Origin of the sequence: Streptomyces sp. NPDC001922 (assembly GCF_042891165.1) — a bacterium.
In the GTDB taxonomy this organism is placed as follows: Bacteria; Actinomycetota; Actinomycetes; order Streptomycetales; family Streptomycetaceae; genus Streptomyces.
Genome location: NZ_JBIASV010000011.1, coordinates 269,950 through 289,128 on the forward strand (window position 1 = coordinate 269,950; position 19,179 = coordinate 289,128).

15 protein-coding genes are annotated in these 19,179 nt (G+C 70.8%); 8 read left to right on the forward strand and 7 right to left on the reverse strand.

Annotated elements, in window-relative coordinates; genetic code table 11:
• The first annotated feature begins 168 nt into the window (after nucleotides 1–168).
• From ACFYYR_RS22205 to ACFYYR_RS22230, 6 genes are all read left to right on the forward strand, one after another.
• Nucleotides 169–1,500 carry a DUF2252 domain-containing protein gene (locus ACFYYR_RS22205; RefSeq protein ID WP_388856105.1) on the forward strand — a complete coding sequence of 444 codons (1,332 nt, stop codon included), beginning with the start codon at nucleotides 169–171 and terminating at the stop codon, nucleotides 1,498–1,500.
• Between the two features lie 404 nt (nucleotides 1,501–1,904).
• Entirely contained in the window at nucleotides 1,905–2,279 is a 375-nt protein-coding gene (locus tag ACFYYR_RS22210; protein WP_388856108.1) for a hypothetical protein, read from the forward strand.
• 290 nt (nucleotides 2,280–2,569) lie between these two features.
• Complete coding sequence (locus ACFYYR_RS22215; RefSeq protein ID WP_388856111.1) at nucleotides 2,570–3,253, forward strand: hypothetical protein; 684 nt, start codon at nucleotides 2,570–2,572, stop codon at nucleotides 3,251–3,253.
• A gap of 59 nt (nucleotides 3,254–3,312) precedes the next feature.
• The gene (locus ACFYYR_RS22220) at nucleotides 3,313–4,158 is read left to right on the forward strand and encodes a thioredoxin domain-containing protein (protein WP_388856113.1); all 846 of its coding nucleotides are present in this window, start codon (nucleotides 3,313–3,315) and stop codon (nucleotides 4,156–4,158) included.
• 349 nt (nucleotides 4,159–4,507) lie between these two features.
• Entirely contained in the window at nucleotides 4,508–6,148 is a 1,641-nt protein-coding gene (locus tag ACFYYR_RS22225; RefSeq protein ID WP_388856116.1) for an alkaline phosphatase D family protein, read from the forward strand.
• A gap of 288 nt (nucleotides 6,149–6,436) precedes the next feature.
• On the forward strand, nucleotides 6,437–7,456 hold the full coding sequence (locus ACFYYR_RS22230) for a zinc metalloprotease (protein ID WP_388856118.1): 1,020 nt from the start codon (nucleotides 6,437–6,439) through the stop codon (nucleotides 7,454–7,456).
• Nucleotides 7,457–7,568: 112 nt separating this feature from the next.
• Here ACFYYR_RS22230 and ACFYYR_RS22235 read toward each other — a convergent pair whose 3' ends face one another.
• Nucleotides 7,569–8,150 carry a dienelactone hydrolase family protein gene (locus ACFYYR_RS22235; protein WP_388856120.1) on the reverse strand — a complete coding sequence of 194 codons (582 nt, stop codon included), beginning with the start codon at nucleotides 8,148–8,150 and terminating at the stop codon, nucleotides 7,569–7,571.
• Between the two features lie 102 nt (nucleotides 8,151–8,252).
• Between ACFYYR_RS22235 and ACFYYR_RS22240 the strand changes: the two genes are divergently transcribed.
• On the forward strand, nucleotides 8,253–9,377 hold the full coding sequence (locus tag ACFYYR_RS22240; protein WP_388856322.1) for a mechanosensitive ion channel family protein: 1,125 nt from the start codon (nucleotides 8,253–8,255) through the stop codon (nucleotides 9,375–9,377).
• On the opposite strand, the gene ACFYYR_RS22245 is transcribed toward ACFYYR_RS22240, so the two are convergent.
• The 6 genes from ACFYYR_RS22245 to ACFYYR_RS22270 all read right to left on the reverse strand — a co-directional run bounded on the left by ACFYYR_RS22245 (nucleotide 9,349) and on the right by ACFYYR_RS22270 (nucleotide 15,005).
• Nucleotides 9,349–10,095, reverse strand: coding sequence for an SDR family NAD(P)-dependent oxidoreductase (locus ACFYYR_RS22245; RefSeq protein ID WP_388856123.1), 747 nt, complete (start codon nucleotides 10,093–10,095; stop codon nucleotides 9,349–9,351). The two genes, ACFYYR_RS22240 and ACFYYR_RS22245, sit on opposite strands and share 29 nt — an antisense overlap.
• Nucleotides 10,096–10,132: 37 nt before the next feature.
• The gene (locus ACFYYR_RS22250; RefSeq protein ID WP_388856126.1) at nucleotides 10,133–11,731 is read right to left on the reverse strand and encodes a Na+/H+ antiporter; all 1,599 of its coding nucleotides are present in this window, start codon (nucleotides 11,729–11,731) and stop codon (nucleotides 10,133–10,135) included.
• A gap of 71 nt (nucleotides 11,732–11,802) precedes the next feature.
• Nucleotides 11,803–12,285, reverse strand: coding sequence for a GNAT family N-acetyltransferase (locus ACFYYR_RS22255; RefSeq protein ID WP_388856129.1), 483 nt, complete (start codon nucleotides 12,283–12,285; stop codon nucleotides 11,803–11,805).
• Nucleotides 12,282–13,223: an RluA family pseudouridine synthase gene (locus ACFYYR_RS22260; protein WP_351512862.1), complete on the reverse strand. Its 942-nt coding sequence runs from the start codon at nucleotides 13,221–13,223 to the stop codon at nucleotides 12,282–12,284. The genes ACFYYR_RS22255 and ACFYYR_RS22260 overlap by 4 nt, the downstream gene beginning before the upstream one ends.
• A gap of 73 nt (nucleotides 13,224–13,296) precedes the next feature.
• On the reverse strand, nucleotides 13,297–13,863 hold the full coding sequence (gene lspA / locus ACFYYR_RS22265; protein ID WP_388856131.1) for a signal peptidase II: 567 nt from the start codon (nucleotides 13,861–13,863) through the stop codon (nucleotides 13,297–13,299).
• Between the two features lie 89 nt (nucleotides 13,864–13,952).
• A complete protein-coding gene (locus tag ACFYYR_RS22270) occupies nucleotides 13,953–15,005 on the reverse strand; it encodes a TraR/DksA family transcriptional regulator (RefSeq protein WP_388856134.1) in 1,053 nt (350 codons plus the stop codon).
• A 597-nt stretch (nucleotides 15,006–15,602) separates the two neighbouring features.
• Here ACFYYR_RS22270 and ileS point away from each other — a divergent pair.
• A complete protein-coding gene (ileS, locus tag ACFYYR_RS22275; protein WP_388856136.1) occupies nucleotides 15,603–18,746 on the forward strand; it encodes an isoleucine--tRNA ligase in 3,144 nt (1,047 codons plus the stop codon).
• Nucleotides 18,747–19,179 lie beyond the last annotated feature (433 nt).

A 19,179-nucleotide genomic window follows, 5' to 3' on the forward strand; every position in this document is an offset into this window, starting at 1 on the left:
CGTCTCCGCACCGACAGCGAAGGGGTCACTTGCGCCGGCCTCACCCCCCGGAGTGGGCACTCGGCGGTAGCCTCGCCCGTTGCACCTGTTGATGGTCCGTGTGCCGTGCCGCAGCGCCCGGCGGCGGACCGTCCGTCCCACCCGCCACGCACCAGGAGGCGTACCGCGATGTCGTCCCAGCAGGCCCCGGCCGCCCAGGCCGAGCAGCGCGGCGAGGAGATCCTCGCCGTCTTCGACACCGCCTTCGGGCAGCTGCTCGCCGCCGACCCGGCCGCCTTCCGGGTCAAGTTCCGGAAGATGGCGGCCTCGGCCTTCGCGTTCTACCGCGGCACGGCCTGCCTCTTCTACAACGACCTGAAGGACGGCGAGGGCGGTCCGTTCCTCGACGACCGGACCTCCCGGGTCTGGATCCACGGTGATCTGCACGCCGAGAACTTCGGCACCTACATGGACGCCAACGGCCGGCTGGTCTTCAACGTCAACGACTTCGACGAGGCGTACGTCGGCCCCTTCACCTGGGACCTGAAGCGCTTCGCCGCCTCCGTCGCCCTGATCGGCTACACCAAGGCCCTCAGCGACGAGATGATCAGCGACCTGGTCCGCACCTACGCCACCGCCTACCGCGAGCGGATCCACGCCCTGGCCACCGGCGCCAAGGACGACGAGGTGCCGCCCTTCACGCTCGACTCCGCCGAGGGCCCGCTGCTCGACGCGCTGCGGGTGGCGCGCTCCGTCACCCGTTTCGGTCTGCTGGACTCGATGACCGAGATCCGGGACTTCGAGCGCCGCTTCACCCCCGGCGGGGGCACGATCGAGCTGGACGCGGCCACCCGTTACAAGGTGCTCGCCGCCTTCGACGGCTACCTGGAGACCCTCCCGGAGTCCAGCCTGACCCGCCCGGACTCCTACCGGGTCAAGGACGTCGTCGGCCGCCGCGGCATCGGGATCGGCAGCGCGGGCCTGCCCTCGTACAACATCCTCCTGGAGGGCAACAGCGACGCCCTGGAGAACGACGTCGTGATCTACATGAAGCAGGCGCAGACCCCGGCGGTGTCCCGGCACATCACCGACGAGGCGGTGCGCTCCTACTTCCGGCACGAGGGGCACCGCACGGTCATCTCGCAGCGCGCCCTGCAGGACCACGCCGACCCGTGGCTGGGGTGGACCGAGCTGGACGGGGCGGGTCAGCTGGTCGCCGAGGTCTCGCCGTACGCCGTCGACCTGGACTGGTCCGACATCGACGATCCGGCCGAGATCGCCGAGGTCGTGGCCGACCTGGGGCGGGCCACCGCCACGATGCACGCGGCGGCGGACGACGAGAGCGGCCACTCGCTGGTCCCGTTCTCCACGGAGCGCGCCATCGACGCGGCGATCGCGGCCGACGAGGAGGGCTTCGTACGGCTGCTGACGGACTTCGCGCACTCCTACGGCGCGCGGGCCCGGGCCGACCACCAGATCTTCGTCGACCTGTTCCGCAACGGCCGGATTCCGGGGGTGTAGGGCCATTCCGGCTTCGGGGACGCCTGCCCCGCGGAATCAGACGGGCAGAGGTCGCGGCATGACATTGGCATTCTTCCCGCGCACGGAGAATATCGCAACGCCGCGAATGGATAAGCCCGACCATTTCCCAGGCACCTTAAAGCTGCCCCACAGATAAGTCCCACTCAGCAGACACATGGGCCGACGCCCCCAAAGGGCGTCGGCCCATTCTCGTGCCACAAAATCCCACATCAACGCAAAATGCTCATCGCTGACATTGCGCAGAATATACGCACCTTTCGGAGCGCCACAGTAACTGCTTGACACTGCGCGATCACTTGAGGAAGTATATAGAACATGTGAGCGGAAGCCATCGGCCTTCCGCTCACATGCGACCAATAGAACAAGAAAATAGTGGGGGAAACGTGAAGTTGAACACCAAGGGGCTGGCCGCAGCGATCGGCGCAGCTGCTGCAGCGGTCATGCTGGTCAGCAGCCCTGCTGCAGCCGGAACCAACGTCTACGTCGACACGACCGACCCGTTCAACGGCGCTGCCGCCGGATTCCACGCAGACGGTGAAATCTTCACCGTCTGCGACAACAGAGCAGACGGCCTGAGCGCCAACGGTCGTATCATCTGGATCGACCGGAACGGATCGCACTACATTCCGCTTGACGACAACGGATCCGGCAATGCATGCGCACGCAAGAATCTGTCGATCGCTGAAGGCAAAAAGGTGACCGTTCAAATTTGCCTCCAGAACGACCGCTCCTGTGCCACTAAGCGCGGAAGGGCATAACCCTGGCAGCCAAGCCCGCCGCTTCGGCTGATTGACTGACTGTCATCGGCATCGAGTGGGCGCACAACAGGGTGCGCCCACTCCCGCCCCACTCGCTATACCGACTCAACGGTAAAGCAACTCGCTCTAACGGGACAAATGGGGCATCTGATCAGATGAGCTGCGAATGCCGCTAGAGGGGCTGATTCAGACAGCACCGTCCCGCACTCGTGCCCTGTGGGAGCCGCAGCATCGGTCGGAGTGCAGTCGTTTAGGTACCTCTTATCTGCGCTCATGGCACACTCTCCGCGATGGACATATTCGGGGCACCACTGCGGGCACTGCGCGCGGCGCTGTTCACAGCGCTCTGCGTGACCCTGTCCGCTGCCTCGCACGTCCTGCTGTCCGGCGTGCCGCTGCCGGTGGCGACCGTCGCCGCGCTCACCGCCGGGGTGTATGCGATCGCGTACGCCCTGGCCGGCCGGGAGCGCGGCTTCGTACGGATCGCCGCACTGCTGATCCCCCTGGAGCTCGCCGCGGACACCGTGTTCACCACCGGCCAGCACGCCTGTTACGGCCGGGCGGGCGGCCCGGTCGCCGGGCCGCTGCGTTCGGTCGGGGTGGATCTGCTGTGCAGCGGAGGCGACTTCGGCACCCCGCTGGCCCGCATGACTGGCCGCGACGCCGGTCCGGGAATCCCGCACGTCACCGTCGACCCGGCGCTGCCCTGGCTGCTGCTGGCCGTCCATGTCGCGGTGGGTCTCGTCGCGGCGGCCTGGCTCCGGCGCGGCGAGGCCGCTCTCGCCCGGCTGCTGCGGGCCGTCGCCACACTCACCTTCCGGCCGCTGCTGATCGCGGTCGCCTCGGTGCTGGCGGGCGACGTACCGGCGCGTGCCCGGCTCCGGCCGGTCCCGCCGCTGCCCACGGCCCGTACGCACCCGATGCTCGCCCACTCCGTCGGACGGCGCGGACCGCCGTGCCCGGTGGCTCCCTGAAGCCTCACCCGGCACAGCAGTCCCTCTTTTCATTCCGACGACGGAGCAGGAACACCACGATGAGCAACCGCAACAGCCAGGCCAACAAGCAGGCGGCCCGCGAGCGCATGCGCGCGGAGCGCGAGCGCCAGGCGAAGAAGGACAAGATCCGCCGACAGCTGATCGTCGGCACCTCGATCGTCGCTGTGCTGGGCATAGCCGCCGGTATCGGCGTGGCCGTCACCAAGATGAACGCCGAGGACGGCAGCAGTGCGAGCGCCGCCGGCTGGCAGTCGGGCCCCAAGAAGAAGAAGTTCGTCGCCCCGGCCAACACCTCGGGCAAGAACGGCACCGACATCATCATCGGGGAGAAGAACGCGAAGAAGACCTTGGAGGTGTTCGAGGACGCGCGCTGCCCCGTCTGCGCGACCTTCGAGCAGAGCACGGGTGAGCAGGTCCGCAAGGAGATGGAGGACGGCAAGTACAAGCTGTCGTTCACCATCGGCACCTTCATCGACAACAACGTGCCCGGCACAGGCTCCAAGAACGCTCTCAGCGCGCTGGGGGCAGCGGTGAACGTCAGCCCGGAGGCCTTCCTGGACTACAAGAAGGCGCTCTTCTCCCTGAAGAACCACCCGTCGGAGCAGGACGACGCCTTCGGCAAGGACAGCCGTCTGATCGAGATTGCCCAGCAGGTGCCGGCGCTCAAGAACAATGCGTCGTTCAAGAAGGCCCTGAAGAACGGGACCTACGACCCGTGGGCGCTCAAGATGTCGGCCAAGTTCCAGGGTGTGAAGGACATCAACGGCACCCCGGCCTTCAAGCTCAACGGCACGAAGATGCTGGCCCCGGGCAACGACCCGAGGACCCCCATCACGACGCCGGAGGCATTCGACTACGCCTACAAGAAGGCGGACAAGAAGTAGCGGAACGGCATCCGGCGAGCACCGGTCGACGGGGAGGTCTCCCCGCGGCACCGCCCACCGTATGCCGTACATGACTCGCCGGCCCCGTCCGGCGGTTGCCCGGGATGCTCCGGCAACCGCCGGACGGGGCCGCTGTCTTGGCCGGCCGCCCGCTCGTCCGACGACGCAGCAGCCTTCCGATCCCCCGGAAATCTCCTGCGGCCGGGCCCACGGAAAGGCCCGCCACCCGAGGCGCGGACGGGCGGCCCGCCCCCACCGCTCGGCCGCCGTCCGACCGTTCGGTGACAGGTGGGCAAACTTATGATTTCTACCCACCTGTTTGCAGTACTAGCCAGTAATGTGATCGGCCGTGACCGATCTTCTTCCTGACACCACCTCACGCCGCACGGTCGTCAAAGCCGCGGCCGCCTCCGCCGCCCTCATACCGCTGGCCACCGCCCCCCAGGCGACGGCAGCCGGGGCGGCCCCCGCCTTCCTGCACGGTGTCGCCTCCGGTGACCCGCTGCCCGACGGCGTCCTCCTGTGGACCCGGGTGACCCCCACCCCCGACGCCGTGCCCGGCTCCGGCAAGGGCCCGGATGTCGCGGTGCGCTGGGAGGTCGCCGAGGACAAGGCGTTCAGCAAGGTCGTGGCGAACGGCACCACGACCGCGAAGGCCGCCTCCGACCACACCGTCAAGGCCGATGTGCGCGGGCTGCGCCCCGCCACCCCGTACTGGTTCCGCTTCACCGTCGACGGGGTGCACTCCGCCGTGGGCCGGACCCGCACCACCCCCGCGCACGACGACGCCTCGCACGCCCCGCGGTTCGGCGTGGTCTCCTGCGCCAACTGGGAGTCCGGCTACTTCTCCGCGTACCGCCACCTCGCCGCGCGCACCGACCTCGACGCGGTCCTCCACCTCGGCGACTACATCTACGAGTACGCCACCGGGATCTACCCGGAGCCCAAGTACGTCGTGCGCCCGCACTCCCCCACCCACGAGATCACCACGCTGGCCGACTACCGCGTCCGGCACGGCGCGTACAAGACCGACCCCGACCTCCAGCAGCTCCAGGCCGCCCACCCGATCGTGGCGATCTGGGACGACCACGAGTTCGCCAACGACGCCTGGTCCGGCGGCGCGGAAAACCACACCCCGGGCGCCGAGGGCGACTGGGCCCAGCGCGTGGCCGCCGCCAAGCAGGCCTACTTCGAGTGGATGCCGGTGCGGACCTCGACCTCCGGCACCACCTACCGCCGGCTGCGCTTCGGCAAGCTCGCCGATCTGCACCTGCTCGACCTGCGCTCCTTCCGCTCGGAGCCGTCGAAGATCGGCAACGGCGGGGTGGACGACCCCAACCGGACGATCACCGGCCGCGCCCAGCTCGACTGGCTGAAGGCGGGCCTCGCCTCCTCCGACGCCCCCTGGAAGCTCGTCGGCACCTCGGTGATGATCTCCCCGGTGGCCTTCGGCTCCCTCCCGGCGCATCTGCTCGGGCCGCTCGCCGAGCTGATGGGGCTGCCCAAGGAAGGGCTGGCGATCAACGTCGACCAGTGGGACGGCTACACCGACGACCGGCGTGAACTGCTCGCCCACCTGCGCGACCGGTCGATCAGCAATACGGTCTTCCTCACCGGTGACATCCACATGGCCTGGGCCACCGATGTGCCGGTCAAGGCCGCGACGTACCCGGTCTCCGCCTCCGCCGCGACCGAGTTCGTGGTGACGTCGGTGACCTCCGACAACCTCGACGAGATCCTCCATGTCGCCCCGCACACCTTGTCGTTGGCCGCCGCGACGGCCATCCGGGCCGCGAACCGCCATGTGAAGTGGGTGGACATGGACTCGCACGGCTACGGCGTCCTCGACGTCACCGCCGAGCGGACCCAGATGGACTACTACGTGATCTCCGACAAGTCCGACCGCAACGCCACGTCGGAGTGGACGCGCTCCTACCGCACCCTCTCCGGCACCCAGAAAGTGGAGCGCGTACACGAACCCGTCCGCTGAACGCCGTTTTCCGGCCAGTCCCGTTCCGTATACCGGACCGTGACTCCGTCGCTGGGAGTGGTGTGTTCCGCGGAACGATTGGGGACACACCACTCTCTCCCGCCACCTCGGGCGTTACGGACGTGTCTCACAGTGCCCAGAGTGTCGGTAGATCTCTCCCCAACGCCCCAATTGCCCCAGACGTTTGATTGGGCCAGTTAGGACCTGCTGAAGCTCTCACGCCGCCTCGTAATCTCCCGGCACGGCAGGCGGAAATCCCACCTGACACCGTGTCCGCGAGGAGCCCAGATGCGCGCAACGGCCCGAATATCCCCGCGTCTTCGCCAACGTCTCATCGGCACCGCCCTGCTGGCGGGCGCCCTGGCCTTCACCCCGCTGACCCCCACAGCCGGCGCCGTGAACGCCAAGGCCCCCTCCGGGACCAAGGCCGAGAAGTGCCCCGACGGCAGCGCCCCGAGCGCGACGGCGCGGAAGGCGGACCCGGCGAGCGGCCTGGGCAACGCCACCGCACAGGAGCCGAACGACGTCTCCGCCTCCGAGGCCGAGGCCATGGACAGAGACCTGCAGCGAAGAGTCGGCCAGCTCCGCAAGTCGCCCCAGGGCAAGCTGCTGGCGGCCAAGGCGGCCGCGTCGACCACGATCCCCGTGTACTTCCACGTGGTGCACGACGGTGACAAGGGCAAGCTCGGCGCCGCGGACGTCGAGGGCCAGATGAAGGTCCTCAACGAGGCCTTCGCCGGCCAGGGCGACGGCAACACCGCCAGCCAGTTCAAGTTCAAGCTGGTCAAGACCGACTACACCGAGAGTGCCGAGTGGTACAACGGCATGGAGCCGGACGGCTCCGCCGAGCGTGACATGAAGACCAAGCTCCGCAAGGGCGGCTCCAGCGCGCTCAACATCTACACCGCGGGCCTCGGCGGCGGTCTGCTCGGCTGGGCGACCTTCCCCGAGTGGTACCCGGACGACCCGAAGATGGACGGCGTCGTCGTCCTGGACGAGTCGCTGCCCGGCGGCTCGGCCGCGGACTACAACGAGGGCGACACCGCCACCCACGAGGTCGGTCACTGGATGGGCCTGTACCACACCTTCCAGGACGGCTGCTCGGAGCCGAACGACTACGTCGCCGACACCGCCCCCGAGGCGAGCCCCGCGTTCGCGTGCCCGGTCGGCCGTGACACCTGTGCCGCGGAGGGCCTCGACCCGATCCGCAACTTCATGGACTACACGTACGACTCGTGCATGACCCTCTTCACCCCGGGTCAGGTCGAGCGGATGACCCAGTCCTGGTACGCCTACCGCGCCAGCTGATCCACCGCCCGCGCGGCACGCAGCCCGGAACGCCCCGTCGCACCCCCAGTGCGGCGGGGCGTTCCGCGTGCCGCCCTGCCGGAAGGCGGCACGGACCGCCCCGGGATCCGTGTCAGAGCTCCGCGAGGAAGGCCAGCGCCACCGGCCAGAGCGACTCCGCCGCCTCGGCGTCGTAGTCCGGCAGCCCGGGGTCGGTGAAGATGTGCCCGGCACCCGGGTAGCGGTAGACCTCCACGTCCGCCCCGGCCCGCCGCATCCGCAGGTACCAGGCGTTCAGCCAGTCCTGCGGCTCGAACGGGTCGGGGTCGGCGACGTGCAGCTGGACCGGCAGCTCGTCGGTCGAGGCGTCGTCGGCGAGGTCGGAGGTGCCGTGCAGGAGCAGCAGGCCGCGGGCCTTCTCGTCGGCCAGGGCGAGATTCTGGGCGATGGAGCCGCCGAGCGAGAAGCCCGCGTAGACCAGCCCGCGGTCGGAGAGCGGCGCCACGGCGGTGACGGCGCGCCGCAGCAGCTCGTCCTGGCCGATCTCATCCTTGATCGCCATGCCTTCCTCGACCGTGTCGGCCGTGCGCCCGTCGTACAGGTCCGGCACATGGACCTCGTGCCCGGCGGCGCGGAGCCGGTCGGCAGCCGCCCCGACGGCCGGACGCAGGCCGTGGGCCGAGTGGAACAGAACAATGGTCGAGGAGGACGGCACCTGGATTCCCTTAGCTCTCGGTGTATCGCACTTCTCACATCGTGCCAGCTACGGTCGTGGGTACGCGGACTGCCGTAAGCGTTGAAAGGAGCTGAGGTGTCCATGGAGGACGTGCTGCGTCCGGTGCTCGTGATCGGCGGCTCGGTCGCGATCACCCTGGTGATCGGCTGGCTCGTCGACCAAGGCCTGCGCCGGAGCGACGCCCGCCACCCGGAGACCCCGCTGTGGGGTCTGCTGCGCCGCTGCCGCATCCCCTTGCAGTTCGTGCTCTGCGCGGCACTGCTGCGCGGTTCGTACGGTCAGGCTCACCTGGCCCGGAGCCACACCGCCGCGATCGGTCAGCTGCTCACCCTGGTGCTGATCGGAGCGACGGCCTGGCTGGTGATACGGATCGCCACCGCGATCGTGGAGTCCACCTACTCCCGCTACGCCACGGCGACCCGCGACCCCGCCCGGGTGCGCCGGGTGCGCACCCAGGTGACGCTGATCCAGCGGGTGGTCACCGCGATCGTCGGTGTGGTGGCGGCGGCCGCGATGCTGCTGACCTTCCCCGAGATGCGGGCGGTCGGGACCTCGATGCTGGCGTCGGCCGGTCTGCTGGGCATCGTCGCCGGTATCGCCGCACAGTCCACGCTGGGCAACCTCTTCGCCGGGCTGCAGATCGCCTTCGGCGACATGGTGCGGATCGGCGACACGGTCGTGGTGGACGAGGAGTGGGGGACGGTCGAGGAGATCACCCTGACCTTCCTGACCGTGAAGACCTGGGACGAGCGGCGGATCACCATGCCGGTGTCCTACTTCACGAGCAAGCCGTTCGAGAACTGGTCGCGCGGCGGGGCACAGATGACCGGCACGGTCTTCTTCCAGCTCGACCACACCGCGCCGGTGGAGGCCATGCGGGAGAAGGCGCACGAGATCGTGCAGGACTGCCCGGCCTGGGACGGCCGGGACTGGGCGCTCGTGGTCACCGACACCGGCCCGACCACCATGGAGGTCCGGGCGCTGGTCACCGCGCGGGACTCGGATTCGCTGTGGACGGTGCGCTGCGACGTCCGGGAGCGGATGATCGCCTGGCTGCGGGACGAGCACCCGTACGCGCTGCCGCGGGTCTCGACCGCCCCGGCGGTGCTGCCGCCCCAGCAGGACACCCCTCGGGACGGCGAACCCCAGGACGACGTGCTGTTCGAGTCCCCCGGCCCTAACGGCCGCGCTCGGCGCCGCCGTTGACCTGAATCACCTGGGCGGTGATGTGGCCGGCCGCCGCCGAGGCGAGCCAGTGCAGCGTCTCCGCCACGTCCCCGGGGGTTCCGGCCCGTCCGGTGAGCGTCTCGGCGACCAGCGCGTCGTGCCGTTCGTCGGGCAGGGCCCCGCCGAAGAAGCCCGTCTCCTCGACATAGCCGGGGGCGACCAGGTTCACCGTGACGCCGCGCGGCCCCAGCGCCCGGGCGAGGGCCTGGGCGTACGGGTGCAGGGCCGCCTTGGCGGAGGCGTAGGGGTGGGACCCCGAGCCGCGGAGTGCGGCGATGGAGCTCAGGAACAGCACCCGCCCGCCCGGCGAGGCCAGGTGGTCACGGAGCGCCTCGGTCAGCAGCACCGCGGTGTGCACGTTCATCCGGAAGTTGACGGTCCAGTCGTGGGCGACGGCGGCCAGCGGATCGGCGGTGTCCGGCGGCGGCTCCAGGCCGCCGTTCCCGCCCGCGTTGTTGACCAGGACGTCCACGGCACCGAAGCGCTCGCAGATGAACCGCGCCGCCTCCTGCGTCTGCCCCGGGTCGGTCAGGTCCACGGGCCGGGCGACCGCGCCGGGCACCGCGGCCGCGGCCTGCTCGAGGACCTCGGCCCGCCGCCCGAGCAGCACCACCCGGTCGCCGTCCCGGGCGAACGCTCTCGCCGTGGCCAGCCCGATGCCTGTACCGCCCCCGCTGATCACCACAGTGCGCGCCATGCGACCGGCCCCCTCCTTCGGAAGATCGAATCGCAGTCTACGGCGGGGTCCCCCGGAGACTGCGGACATCGAGCTCGTGCAGCACCCGGTCCACCACCTCGGGGTCCGCTCCCGGCTCGCTGCGCGCCGCCAGCACCTCGTGGCGGGCCGCGGACAGCATCTCCGCCTGGATCCGCTGCACCCGCCGGACGCGCTCGATCCGCTTCTCCTGGGTCTCCCGCCGCTCGTCGTCGATGATGTCCGGGGAGATGCGCACCCCGATCTCGTACGCCCGGCGCAGCAGCAGCTCGGACAGCTCCTCCGGCAGCTCCTCCACCTGCTCGATCTCCCGGAGCCGGCGTTTGGCGGCCTTGGCGACGCGCAGCGCGAGGACGCGCTCGTGTTCGCGTTCGGCGTCGGTGTCGGCCCGCACGCCGAGCCGTCTGACCAGCCACGGCAGGGTCAGCCCCTGCAGCACCAGGGTGGCCATGACCACGGCGAACGCGATGAAGAGGATCTCCTCGCGGGCGGGGAACGGGCCGCCGCCGTCGACGGTCAGCGGGATGGCGAGCGCCAGGGCGACCGAGGCGACACCCCGCATCCCGGCCCACCACATGACGACGGTCTCCCGCCAGGTCAGCGGGATGTCCTCGGCGATGTCCCGGCGGCGGTGCATCCGGCGGGCCAGCCAGGCGGCGGGCAGCAGCCAGAGCAGCCGGACACCCACCACGACACCGACGACGACGGCGCTGGCGCCCAGCAGCTGGCCCCAGCGGCCGGAGGCGGTGCCGAACAGGTTGTGCAGCTCCAGGCCGATGAGCCCGAAGGCCACACCGGTGACCAGGGTGTCTACGACTCCCCAGAAGGTGTTGCCGGCCAGCCGTCCCAGGACGTCGTCGGCGTCGGCGGTGCGCTCGGCGAGGAACAGCGCGGTGGTGAGCACGGCCAGCACCCCGGACCCGTGGAGCTCCTCGGCCAGGACGTAGGAGACGAACGGCACCAGCAGGCTGAGCCCGATCTGCAGGGTCGCGTCACCGAGCAGCCCGATGAGGTGGTTGGCGACCCAGCCCAGCGCGAGACCGACCGCCACCGCCACGACCGCGGAGAGCACCAGCGAGCCGGCGGCCCGCGGCGCCGAAAAGCTGCCGCCGACGGCCGCCGCCAGCGCCGCGTGGTAGATCACGATCGCGGTGACGTCGTTGAACAGCCCCTCGCCCTCCAGGATCGACACCATGCGCCGGGGCAGCCCGAGCGAACCGGCGACGGCGGTGGCCGCGATGGGGTCGGGCGGGGCGACCAACGCGCCCAGCACCACGGCGGCGGCCAGCGGCAGCCCGGGGACGACGGCCTGCGCGACCGCGGCGACCGCCGCGGTGGAGACGAACACCAGGGCCACCGCGAGCAGGAAGATCGCCCGCTTGTTGGCCGTGAACTGCCGCCAGGAGGTGCGCTGCACCGAGGCGTAGAGCAGCGGCGGGAGGACCAGCGGCAGGATGAACTCGGGCGGAATGTCGACGTTCGGCACGAACGGCAGCAGGGCGAGGACGATCCCGCCCAGCGTCATCAGCACCGGCGACGGCAGCCCCAGCCGGTCGCCGAGCGGCACCGTGACCACGGCCCCGAGCAGCAGGGCGAACAGCAGGGCCAGCTGGTCCACGGTGGTGTCGCTCCAGTCGTTCGGGCGGCCGGGCAGAGCTCCAGCCTGCCACGACCTGCACCATCGGGCCGTCAGAGCAGCTTGTGCATCGCCTGGTGGGGTATGCCGCTGCCCTCGTCGAACACCGGCCCGTGGGCGGTGTAGCCGAGCTTCTCGTAGAAGACGAGCGCCGAGGTCTGTGCCTCCAGGTGGACGCCGCCGAGCCCGAGCAGCCGGGCCTGCTCCTCCACGGCCCGGACCAGCGCCGCACCCAGTCCCGTGCCCCGGGCGGCGCCGCGCACCGCGAGCCGGCCGAGGGCGGCGGTGGTCGACCCGTCGACGCCCGAGGCGCCGTACTTCCGGTCCACCGCCGCGCCGTGCAGCACACGCGCGGTGCCCAGCGGCCCGTCGGGGCCCTCGGCGAGCAGATGGACGGCGTCCGCGTCGTACGCGTCCAGCTCCACCTCTTCGGGAACCCCCTGTTCGCGGACGAAGACCTCCCGGCGCACGGCGAAACAGCGCTCCCGGTCGGCCTCGCCCGCGACACGGATCACATAGGGGCGCGGCGGGGTCATCCGCTCTCCGCGCGCACGGTCTCCAGGGCGTTGCGCAGGTCCTCGGGGTAGTCGCTCTCGAACTCGACCCAGCGCCCGTCGGCGGGGTGCTCGAAGCCGAGCCGGACGGCGTGCAGCCACTGGCGGGTGAGCTTCAGCCGCTTGGCGAGCGTGGGGTCCGCGCCGTAGGTGAGGTCGCCGACGCAGGGGTGCCGGTGGGCGGCCATGTGCACCCGGATCTGGTGGGTGCGGCCGGTCTCCAGCTTGATGTCGAGCAGGCTGGCGGCGCGGAACGCCTCGATGAGGTCGTAGTGGGTGACGCTCGGCTTGCCGTCGGCGGTGACGGCCCACTTGTAGTCGTGGTTCGGGTGCCGGCCGATGGGGGCGTCGATGGTGCCGCTCAGCGGATCGGGGTGGCCCTGGACGAGGGCCTGGTAGCGCTTGTCGACGGTGCGCTCGCGGAACTGCTGCTTGAGCAGGCTGTAGGCGCGCTCGGACTTGGCGACGACCATCAGCCCGGACGTGCCCACGTCGAGGCGGTGCACGATGCCCTGCCGCTCGGCCGCGCCGGAGGTGGAGATCCGGTAGCCGGCGGCGGCCAGTCCGCCGATGACGGTGGTGCCGGTCCAGCCGGGGCTGGGGTGGGCGGCGACGCCGACCGGCTTCATGATCACGACGATGTCGTCGTCGTCGTGGACGATCTCCATGCCCTCGACGGGCTCGGCGACGATCTGCACCGGCGGAGCGGCCTGCGGCAGCTCCACCTCCAGCCAGGCGCCACCGCTCACCCGGTCGGACTTGCCGGCCGGGCTGCCGTCGATCTGGACCTTCCCGGAGGCGGCGAGCTCGGCGGCCTTGGTCCGGGAGAAGCCGAACATCCGGGCGATCGCGGCGTCGACGCGCTCGCCCTCCAGGCCGTCGGGTACGGGCAGCGTGCGGATCTCGGGAAGGGTACTCACCCGGACGAGTATGCCGGACCGGCGGAGACGGTTCGTACGCCCGTCCTCCTGGTCAGTGCTCGTGGACCGTTGGTCAGTCCTTGTGGACCGTGCCGTCCGGGTCCAGGCCGCGGAACGAGAGGATCACGATCAGGGCCCCGCCGCAGACGATCGCGGAGTCGGCGAGGTTGAAGACCGCGAAGTGCGCGGGCGCGATGAAGTCCACCACGGCGCCCTGGAGGAAGCCCGGGGACCGGAAGATCCGGTCCGTGAGGTTCCCGAGGGCGCCGCCGAGCAGCAGGCCGAGCGCGATGGCCCAGGGGGCGCTGTACAGCTTGCGGGCGATCCGGGCGATGACCACGATCACCGTCGCCGCGATGAGGCTGAAGACGATGGTCAGGGCCTGGCCGATGCCGAAGGCGGCACCCGGGTTGCGGATCGCCACGAGCCGCAGCAGATCACCCGCGATCTCCACCGGCGCGTGGTGCTCCAGCTTCGCGACCACCAGCATCTTGCTGAACAGATCCAGGGCATAGGCGGTCGCGGCGACCGCCAGCAGCACCGCGATCCGCCGCTTCCCCCTGGGTGCGGGCTCCTCGGTCTGCTCCGGCGCCGGCTCCTGGGAACCTGGAGTACCGATGATCCGCTCCGCCTCTGCCACGTATGTCCCTCAGTATCTGTCCGTGTGGGGGTACGTCCCCCGCCCGCGTAGAGCTGAGGACGAGAGTACGGCACACCCCCGCGGACGGTTCAGTGGCGCTCCTGCTTCTGCTTGCACTCGACGCAGAGCGTGGCGCGGGGGAATGCCTGCATCCGCGCCTTGCCGATGGGGTTCCCGCAGGACTCGCAGAGCCCGTAGGTCCCCGCGTCGAGGCGTTCCAGGGCGCGCTCGGTCTGCTCCAGCATCTCCCGGGCGTTGGCGGCGAGGGCCAGCTCGTGTTCCCGGGTGATGTTCTTCGTGCCGGTGTCGGCCTGGTCGTCGCCCGCGCCGTCGCCGGAGTCGCGCATCAGGCCGGTGATCGCCTCCTCGGACGCGATGATCTCGGCACCGAGCCGGAGGGCGTCATTCTGGAGCTCGGCGCGGGCCTCCGCGACCTCCTCCTCGGACCAGGGCTCCTCCTCCGGCCGGACCGGCAGCTCGCCGGGCCCGGCTCCGGCGCGGGCCGGGGGCACAGCCGTCGCCGCGGCCGCCGCGGCGGCCGGGACCTTCTTGGCGGACTTGGCGGACGAAGCCCCGCCCCGTGCCTTCTTCGCAACCACCGTCCTGGCTCCCGTCGTGTCAGCGGGTTTCCGGGCGGCGGTCGCCGCCTTTCCGGCCTTCTTCGCCGGTACGGTCTTCGTGGCCCGGCTCGTGCGGGCCGCGGGCGCCTTCTCCGCGGCCCGCACGGCCGTCGACTTCTTCGCCGCCGGCTTCTTCGCCGCGGCCTTTTCCGTGGCCGCCCTTTTCGCCGGCGCCTTCCGGGCCGCGGGCTTGCCCGCCGCAGCCTTGCCGGCCGTCGCCTTGCTCGCCGCCGTCCTGCTCGCCGGTGCCGTGCCGGACGCGGCCTTCCCGGCAGCCGTCTTCCCGGCAGCTGTCTTCCGGGCCGCGGTCTTCTTGACCGGGGCCGTCTCGCCCGGCGCCGGTTTCACCGAGCCGGCCGTGCGCTTCTTCGCCGCGGCCGGCTTCCCGTCCTGCGGCGCCGCCACGGTCTTCTGGACGGTGGACTTCTTCACGGTGCTCTTCTTCGGCGGTGAATTTCGGGACGCACCGCCGGCGGATCTGGCGGACGCCGTCTTCTTCACGGCGGTCTTCTTCGCCACCATGGCCGCGGCCCCTTCACAATCTGTGATTTCGCACGCGAATCGTGCTGGGACGATAAATCGACTCCGGACCCGCGGCAACGGGGCACGCCGCCGGTCGGGGGCCCTCGGGAGGCCCGGCACCTGCCGAACCGCGCGGACAGGGCGGACCTGCAACCGTTGTGCCCCGCTCCCGGCCCGGTAATCGCCCTCCGCCCCGCGCGCCCGCTCCGCCCCGGCAGGCGCCGGTGTCCCCGCTGAGCCGTCCGGGTCACACCGCACCCGCCCCGGCCGGGCCCGCGCGGGCCGGAAAACGGGGCGGCCCCGGTCGGCGACTCCCCGTACACTGGGCGCAGCGAAAGGCGTGGAAGGGGACGAGTAGCGCCGTACGCAGCCATGAGCGACCCGGGGACGGTGCGAGCCCGGGGGTGTGCGCGACGTGAAGATCACCCCCGAGCCGCCGGAAGAAAGCTCCCCAACCGGAGCGAGTAGACCCGGCATCGCGGTCCCAATGAGGGGGCCGGGGGCACCGCCCACGGCCAAGGAGGGTGGTACCGCGGGAGCCCCGGGCTCTCGTCCCTCCGACGGAACCGACATGTCCGCCGGAGGAAGAGACCCCCGATGACGACGCCGCAGTACCGCCAGGTACCCGCCCAGGTCGACCTGCCCGCCCTCGAGCAGTCCGTGCTCGACTTCTGGCGCGAGAACAAGGTCTTCGCCCGCAGCCTCGAGCAGTCCGAGGGCCGCCCGGAGTGGGTGTTCTACGAGGGCCCGCCGACCGCCAACGGCATGCCCGGCGCCCACCACATCGAGGCCCGCGTCTTCAAGGACGTCTTCCCCCGGTTCCGCACCATGCAGGGCTACCACGTGGGCCGCAAGGCCGGCTGGGACTGCCACGGCCTGCCCGTGGAGCTCGCCGTGGAGAAGGAGCTCGGCTTCAACGGCAAGAAGGACATCGAGGCCTACGGCATCGCCGCCTTCAACGCCAAGTGCCGCGAGTCGGTCACCCGGCACACCGACGCCTTCGCCGAGCTCACCACGCGCATGGGCTACTGGGTCGACCTGGACGACGCCTACCGCACCATGGACCCGCAGTACGTGGAGAGCGTCTGGTGGTCGCTGAAGGAGATCTTCGGCAAGGGCCTGCTGGTCCAGGACCACCGGGTCGCCCCCTGGTGCCCCCGCTGCGGCACCGGCCTGTCCGACCACGAGCTGGCCCAGGGCTACGAGACGGTCGTCGACCCGTCCGTCTACGTCCGCTTCCCGGTCACCTCGGGCCCGCTGGCGGGCGAGGCGGCCCTGCTGGTCTGGACGACCACCCCGTGGACCCTGGTCTCCAACACCGCCGTCGCCGCGCACCCCGAGGTGACCTACATCGTCGCGACGAACGGCGAGGAGAAGCTGGTCGTCGCGGAGCCGCTGCTGGAGAAGGCCCTCGGCGAGGGCTGGGAGGCCACCGGTCAGCGCTTCACCGGCGCCGAGATGGAGCGCTGGACCTACGAGCGCCCGTTCGCCCTGGTCGACATCGAGAACGCGCACTTCGTCGTCAACGCCGACTACGTCACCACCGACGACGGCACCGGTCTGGTCCACCAGTCCCCGGCCTTCGGTGAGGACGACCTCAAGGTCTGCCGCTCCTACGGCCTCCCGGTGGTCAACCCGGTCCTCCCGGACGGCACCTTCGAGGAGAGCGTGCCGCTGATCGGCGGCCGGTTCTTCAAGAAGGCCGACGAAGCGCTGGTCAAGGACCTCGACGAGCGCGGCCTGCTCTTCCGGCACCTGCCGTACGAGCACAGCTACCCGCACTGCTGGCGCTGCCACACCGCGCTGCTCTACTACGCCCAGCCGTCCTGGTACATCCGCACCACCGCCGTCAAGGACGCCCTGCTGCGCGAGAACGAGCGCACCAACTGGCACCCGGAGGCCGTGAAGCACGGCCGGTTCGGCGACTGGCTCAACAACAACATCGACTGGGCGCTGTCCCGGAACCGCTACTGGGGCACCCCGCTGCCCATCTGGCGCTGCGAGGAGAACCACCTCACCTGCGTCGGTTCCCTCACCGAGCTCTCCGAGCTCACCGGCACGGACCAGTCGGAGCTCGACCCGCACCGTCCGTACATCGACGAGATCACCTTCACCTGCACCGCCGACGGCTGCGCGCTGGAGGCGACCCGGGTCCCGGAGGTCATCGACGCCTGGTACGACTCGGGCTCGATGCCCTTCGCGCAGTGGGGCTACCCGTACCACAACAAGGAGATCTTCGAGAAGCGGTACCCGGCGCAGTTCATCTCCGAGGCCATCGACCAGACCCGCGGCTGGTTCTACACGCTGATGGCGGTCGGCACCCTGGTCTTCGACAAGTCGTCCTACGAGAACGTGGTCTGCCTGGGCCACATCCTCGCCGAGGACGGCCGGAAGATGTCCAAGCACCTGGGCAACATCCTCCAGCCGATCCCGCTCATGGACGAGCACGGCGCCGACGCGGTCCGCTGGTTCATGGCGGCCGGCGGCTCCCCGTGGGCGGCCCGCCGGGTGGGCCACGGCACCATCCAGGAGGTCGTCCGCAAGACGCTGCTCACCTACTGGAACACCGTCGCCTTCCAGGCCCTGTACGCCCGCACCTCCGGCTGGGCCCCGTCCGCTGCCGACCCGGCCCCGGCGGACCGTCCGCTGCTGGACCGCTGGCTGCTGAGCGAGCTCAACGCCCTCACCGAGCAGGTCACCCAGGCTCTGGAGTCCTACGACACCCAGCGCGCCGGCAAGCTGCTCTCGGCCTTCGTCGACGACCTGTCGAACTGGTACGTGCGCCGCTCCCGCCGCCGCTTCTGGCAGGGCGACGCGGCGGCGCTCCGCACGCTGCACGAGTCGATCGAGACGATCACCCGCCTGATGGCCCCGATGGTGCCGTTCATCACCGAACGCGTCTGGCAGGACCTGGTCGTCCCGGTGACCCCGGACGCCCCCGACTCCGTCCACCTCACGACCTGGCCGACGGCGGACACCTCGCTGATCGACCCGGCGCTCTCCTCGCACATGGTGCTGGTGCGCCGCCTGGTGGAGCTGGGGCGTGCGACGCGCGCCGAGTCGGGTGTGAAGACCCGCCAGCCGCTCTCCCGCGCTCTCGTCGCCGCGTCGGGCTTCGAGGCCCTGGACGCCGAACTCCGCGCCCAGATCGCCGAGGAGCTCAACGTCAGCGGTCTGGCGGCGCTCTCCGAGGTCGGCGGCTCCCTGGTGGACACCACCGCCAAGGGCAACTTCCGCGCCCTCGGCAAGCGCTTCGGCAAGGGCACCCAGCCCGTCGCCAAGGCCATCGCCGACGCGGACGCCGCCGCCCTCTCGGTCGCCCTCCGCGAGGGCACCGCCTCGGTCGAGGTCGACGGCGAGACGGTGGCCCTCTCTCCGGAGGAGGTCATCATCACCGAGACCCCGCGCGAGGGCTGGTCGGTGGCCTCGGACTCGGGCGCGACCGTCGCCCTCGACCTGGCGATCACCCCGGAACTGCGCCGCGCGGGCCTGGCCCGTGACGCGATCCGGCTGATCCAGGAGGCCCGGAAGAACAGCGGCCTGGACGTCGCGGACCGCATCGCCCTGCGCTGGGAGACGGCGGACGACGAGGTCCGCCAGGCCCTCACCGACCACCGGTCGCTGATCTCCGACGAGGTACTGGCCACGGACTTCGCCCCGGGCGAGGCCGACGACACCTACGGCGACCCCTTCACGGACGAGCCCCTCGGCCTCACCTTCCGCCTCCGCAAGCACTCCTGACCCACCCACCCCGAAGGCCCCGCCCCCGGCGGGGCCTTCGCCATACCCACACCCAACATCCCCGTCACCACACCTCGTCCGACAAAGCCGCCATGCGCGCGACAAGCGGCCCGGCCAGGAAGCGCCCCCACGCCTGCCGCACGCGAAGGCGGGGCCATGCCACAACGACTCCGGCCTGAACACCAGGTCGAGGTGACTGAGAGACGCGGTGCCACCGCCCCGGTCTGGGGGCATGACGGCAGCGGGCACCGCAGGGCCGGGTGAACGTCAGGGGGTGGGGCCGCAGGGCCGGGTGAACGTCAGGGGGTGGGGGCGCAGGGCCGGGTGAACGTCAGGGGGTGGGGGCGCAGGGGTGGGGGGGTGGGGGAACATACCGGTTTTTTTTGGGGCCCCCGGGCCCGGAAAAAAAGGTGCCGGAGCCCGCCCCCCCCCC

What these genes read in the sequence shown, in the direction of transcription:
- ACFYYR_RS22245 (WP_388856123.1), bottom strand. Translation starts at nt 10,095, where the DNA reads ATGGCGCGCACTGTGGTGATCAGCGGGGGCGGTACAGGCATCGGGCTG.
- ACFYYR_RS22270 (WP_388856134.1), bottom strand. Translation starts at nt 15,005, where the DNA reads ATGGTGGCGAAGAAGACCGCCGTGAAGAAGACGGCGTCCGCCAGATCC.
- ileS (WP_388856136.1), top strand. Translation starts at nt 15,603, where the DNA reads ATGACGACGCCGCAGTACCGCCAGGTACCCGCCCAGGTCGACCTGCCC.
- ACFYYR_RS22220 (WP_388856113.1), top strand. Translation starts at nt 3,313, where the DNA reads ATGAGCAACCGCAACAGCCAGGCCAACAAGCAGGCGGCCCGCGAGCGC.
- ACFYYR_RS22205 (WP_388856105.1), top strand. Translation starts at nt 169, where the DNA reads ATGTCGTCCCAGCAGGCCCCGGCCGCCCAGGCCGAGCAGCGCGGCGAG.
- ACFYYR_RS22215 (WP_388856111.1), top strand. Translation starts at nt 2,570, where the DNA reads ATGGACATATTCGGGGCACCACTGCGGGCACTGCGCGCGGCGCTGTTC.
- ACFYYR_RS22240 (WP_388856322.1), top strand. Translation starts at nt 8,253, where the DNA reads ATGGAGGACGTGCTGCGTCCGGTGCTCGTGATCGGCGGCTCGGTCGCG.
- ACFYYR_RS22255 (WP_388856129.1), bottom strand. Translation starts at nt 12,285, where the DNA reads ATGACCCCGCCGCGCCCCTATGTGATCCGTGTCGCGGGCGAGGCCGAC.
- ACFYYR_RS22230 (WP_388856118.1), top strand. Translation starts at nt 6,437, where the DNA reads ATGCGCGCAACGGCCCGAATATCCCCGCGTCTTCGCCAACGTCTCATC.